The following is a 228-nucleotide window of genomic DNA, read 5'->3' as shown; positions in this document are numbered from 1 at the left end:
GCCGCCGATGCGTCTGGCAACGGTCACCGATGAGGCGCAGTTGCGCGCCGCCTGCGCCGCGCTGGCCGCCACCCGCACGACCGTCACGCTGGACGGGTTGCAGATCGACCGGCTGGGCCGGTCTTTGGCGCTGCGCCCGGTTGGGGACGTCCCCGCCCTGGACGCGCTGGCAGCGGCCAGCGGGAGCGAGATGGGTGCCTTTCGAGCGGCGGCAACGGATGCCGAGGG

Annotated in this window: 1 protein-coding gene; it reads left to right on the top strand. The window is 74.6% G+C overall.

Going from position 1 to position 228, the window contains the following annotated elements:
- Positions 1-228 (top strand): DUF1045 domain-containing protein (locus R0J92_RS27630; protein ID WP_411054030.1); only part of this gene is annotated, 228 nt, incomplete at both ends.

The sequence above is a fragment of the Tritonibacter sp. SIMBA_163 genome (assembly GCF_046535935.1).
Taxonomy (GTDB): domain Bacteria; phylum Pseudomonadota; class Alphaproteobacteria; order Rhodobacterales; family Rhodobacteraceae; genus Epibacterium; species Epibacterium scottomollicae.
The sequence above is the reverse complement of the archived record's forward strand: the minus strand, read 5'-3'. Positions and strand labels throughout refer to the sequence as shown.